The 4212-nt window shown below is 38.6% G+C and carries 4 protein-coding genes and 1 pseudogene; all 5 read left to right on the forward strand.

Going from position 1 to position 4212, the window contains the following annotated elements; genetic code table 11:
• The first annotated feature begins 165 nt into the window (after nt 1-165).
• Entirely contained in the window at nt 166-1221 is a 1056-nt protein-coding gene (locus tag VXK47_RS09490) for a YjbH domain-containing protein (protein ID WP_435548542.1), read from the forward strand.
• Between the two features lie 145 nt (nt 1222-1366).
• Nucleotides 1367-1681 carry a hypothetical protein gene (locus VXK47_RS09495; RefSeq protein WP_435548539.1) on the forward strand — a complete coding sequence of 105 codons (315 nt, stop codon included), beginning with the start codon at nt 1367-1369 and terminating at the stop codon, nt 1679-1681.
• Between the two features lie 284 nt (nt 1682-1965).
• The gene (locus VXK47_RS09500) at nt 1966-3108 is read left to right on the forward strand and encodes a methionine aminotransferase (protein WP_435548540.1); all 1143 of its coding nucleotides are present in this window, start codon (nt 1966-1968) and stop codon (nt 3106-3108) included.
• A complete protein-coding gene (locus VXK47_RS09505; RefSeq protein WP_435548541.1) occupies nt 3096-3890 on the forward strand; it encodes an amidohydrolase in 795 nt (264 codons plus the stop codon). The genes VXK47_RS09500 and VXK47_RS09505 overlap by 13 nt, the downstream gene beginning before the upstream one ends.
• A 53-nt stretch (nt 3891-3943) precedes the next feature.
• Nucleotides 3944-4212 (forward strand): annotated as a pseudogene (locus VXK47_RS09510) (hypothetical protein); the annotation flags it as partial.

Raw genomic sequence — 4212 nt, forward strand, 5'->3', positions numbered from 1 at the left:
AGCTCGGACGCCAGCAGAAAATAAAAAAAAGTGAAAATATTTTTTGCCTGGTAAATTTGCCTGAAAAATTGGGTTGAAATAAAAAATTGTGGGTTGAAAATCGTCGAGATTTTAGCCTGATAGACTTATTAAATTACCTCTGATAGACTTATTAAATTACCTCATATACTGCTTTTTAATTCCCCGGAAGATACAAAAATGCTGAGTGTAATTCTAACCCGGCGATTGGTGCCGTTTCTAAAGGTTTCCGTCAAACCGGATTATTTTGAAGGATATATTCTGGAAAAACTGCCGGAAGACGATTTTTTTGATCATGTTAAAGTTGAAACCGTACCCCTTCAAAACAATAAACCGGATTTTTATAGTGCCCAGGATGAAATATTTAATTATGATTTAGGTGTAAAGCCTGATATTGAAACCTACTTAAATGATCCATCCGGTTTTTTTAAATCCAGACTTGGTGTAAAACCTTATTTTTCATCAACAATTTGGAGCGGAGGAGCTGTTGCTGCAAGATTTGAACTGCCATTTTATTCAAATATTTCTTCACGGAACCCTGACCTGCCTGATCCTGTCAGAAGTGATTCGTGGAGATATTCAGGAGAAAATTATACTTTTGAGTATTTGCTGATTGATCAGGTCATCAAGCTGTCCGATAAGACATTTGGCAGGATGAGTGCCGGTTATTTTGAAAGAATGTATGCCGGAGTCGGCGCTGAAATATTGACCTTTTTTGGAGAAGGAAATATTGCTCTTGGCATAGAGGGTGACTTTGTGAAAAAACGCATACCTGACACGTTTTTAGATGTTGAAAATTCTTCCAAGCACACTATTCTCGGTAACTTGTATTATAAATGCCTGCCTCTTGATCTGACATTTCAATTGCAGTACGGAAGGTTTTTAGCCGGAGACAGAGGCTGGAAGATAGTTAGTACACGCGAATATAATACCGGCGCAGAAATAGGTTTCTGGTACAGCAAAACAAATACCGATAATTTTACAGATCAATATAACAGAGGATATAATGACCAGGGAGTTTTTTTATCAATTCCGTTGAATATGTTTACCACATACGAAACCAGGACGAAATATGAGTATGCTATTTCGCCATGGACAAGGGATGTGGCGGCGCAGCCGTTTCACTGGCAGAATGTTTTTGATATGGCTTCCGACCTTATGCCCGGAAGTTTTAAGTCTGATTTGAAAAGGCTGAAGGAATAAATTTAGTTACAGCTCAGAGTCTGATTTTTGCTTGACTTTTAATGATAAAACGGTAAATTAGAGACATGTAGATTTAATATATTTTTAATGAATCAAAAAACAAAAGGAGAAGGTATGGGGAAAAAAGTATACGCTATCTGGTAGAATGTTTGTTTTGGTACTGATTTTTGCTCTTACTCTATTTCCGGTTTTATCATTTGCGCAAGAACCTGAAAACAAGCCTGCAGCTGAAATTATACAAGGTGCAGATGCGGGTTCAGGTGCAGGCGCTGGTTCTCAAGCCGGAGCAGGTGCAGGAGCGGCAGCAGCTGCCGGTGAGGCAGTCACCGGCGTGGGCGGTCTCAGCACAGCCGCAGTTGTCGGACTTGCTGTTGGAGGAGCGGCAGTAGTGGGTGTAACTGCTGCAGCTCTGAGCAATGGCGGCGATGGCGGTAGCAGAGCAACAACCGCGCATCACTAATTTCAACATCCTTTTGTACTTTGTTGTTTGATAGCCATAGCCGGAGAAGCTTGTTTGATCTCCGGCTGGTTAAATTCCTGATGTGTTTCAGATTCAAAATCAATTTTTAAAATGCACTTTCAGGCTGATTTAAGAGTTGGATTCGATTTTGATCATAAAAAATATTATATATTCTTGCGGTTAAAAAATTTAACCCACCTTAATTTTCACCGAACCAAAACACTTCTCTTTTTATTACTAATCAAAATGCTACTAACCAATTATATGTGTATAAAAAAAGCAGAATGAAATTTACATCTAAGCTGCCTGATATCGGCGTAACCATATTTACGGTAATGACAAATCTTGCAAATGAATATGATGCTATCAATCTTTCGCAGGGGTTTCCTGATTTTGATACAGACCAAAAATTAATTGAACTTGTAAACAAATACATGAAAAACGGCTTTAACCAGTATGCTCCCATGCAGGGTGTATTGCTGCTCAGAGAAAAGATAGCTGAAAAAACATTAAAGCTATATAATGCATCATATGATCCGTATACCGAAATTACCGTTACTTCTGGGGCAACTGAGGCTTTATTTGCCGCAATTATGGCGGTTGTTAAAAAAGGAGATGAAGTAATCGTTTTTGAGCCGGCTTTTGATTCCTATGTTCCGGCGATTATTCTTAGCGGCGGTGTTCCCAGATTTATCAAACTGAAACCTCCTTATTATGTTATAGACTGGGAAGAAGTAAAAAGTGCTGTATCGGAAAGAACCAGACTAATAATTTTAAACTCACCGCATAATCCGACAGGTTCCGTTCTTGTAAAGGAAGATATTGCGGCTCTTTATGATATTGTTCAAAAAACCGGTATTTTTATTTTAAGCGATGAGGTTTATGAGCATATTATTTTTGATGGGTTTAAAAACGAAAGTATCTCAAAGTATCCTGATCTTGCAAATCGCAGCTTTGTGATATGTTCATTTGGCAAAACATATCACACCACAGGATGGAAAACCGGATACTGCCTTGCTCCAAAAATGCTTACCGCAGAGTTTCAAAAAGTCCACCAGTTTCTTACATTTGCTTCAAATACTCCCATACAATATGCATATGCCGAATTTTTGCAGAATGAAAAAGCTTATCTTGATTTATCCGGCTTTTACCAGAAAAAAAGAGACAAGTTTTTATCTCTTTTAAAAAATTCACGTTTTAAAGCGATACCATGCAAGGGAACATATTTTCAGATGCTTGATTATTCATCTATTTCTGATGAGCCGGATACTGATTTTGCAAAACGCTTAACGATTGAAAAAGGTGTGGCTTCCGTTCCTCCTTCTGTATTCTACCATGACAATGATGATCATAAAATGCTTCGCTTTTGTTTTGCAAAAAAAGATGAAACGCTTGAAAAGGCAGCGGAAAAATTATGCGGGATTTAAATATAACAGTCGTACAGTCAAAGATTTTCTGGGAAGATATAGAATCAAATCTGTCTGATTTTGATAAAAAGATAGACAGTATAATGGAAAAAACGGATCTTATAGTACTTCCGGAGATGTTTACGACCGGGTTCAGCATGAATGCAAAAAAGCTTGCCCGGGAAATGGGGGATGCATCCGTTGAATGGCTGAAAAATAAATCATGCAGTAAATGGGTGGATATAACAGGAAGCATGATTATAAAAGAAGGCGGAAAATATTTCAACCGGTTATTATGGGCAAAACCTGACGGGACATTGCTTTATTATGATAAAAAACACCTGTTTCGCATGACTGGTGAAGAAAAAGTTTACAGAGAAGGAAACAACAATTTAACCGTTGAGCTTAATGGCTGGAAAATCAGGCCGTTTATCTGCTACGATCTGAGGTTTCCATGCTGGACAAGAAATTTTAATAAAGCCTACGATGTAGCAGTATTTGTTGCAAACTGGCCCGAGGCGCGCTCCTATCACTGGGAAACACTGCTTCTTGCAAGGGCAATCGAAAATCAGTGCTATGTTATTGGCGTTAACCGGGTGGGAAAAGATGGAAATGGTTATAATCACATCGGAAATTCATCAATTATAGACCCGGCTGGAAATATCATGTTCAGGAAACAAAATGAAGAATGCATATATACTTCAACACTATCATATTCGATTTTAGAAGAATACCGAAAGTCTTTTCCGGCATGGATGGATGCAGACAGAGCGGTGGCCCGGAAAAACTGTACAGTTGTTTAAGTGATAAAGCTGCTCTAAATTGATTTAAAATAAAAGAAAGGAGCAGCAGGGGAATGAAGACATTAAGAAGAAATCATGGAGCAGCATTTAAGGCAAAAGTAGCTATAGAGGCTATTAAGGAGCAAAACACAATAGTTGAGTTGGCACAGCGTTTTCAGGTGCATCCCAATCAGATATCGGCAACAAGTATGTATTATGAGCCCAAACCGATCAGTTCTAAGGATTTAGAGCTGATGCGACTGATTGATGAGATACACTTGAGGTGCCCCTTTTACGGAAGCCGCAGGTTACGTGATAAGCTGAATGAGAACGGTCATAATGT

Source organism: Desulfobacterium sp. N47, assembly GCF_051233685.1.
Taxonomy (GTDB): Bacteria; Desulfobacterota; Desulfobacteria; order Desulfobacterales; family RPRI01; genus RPRI01.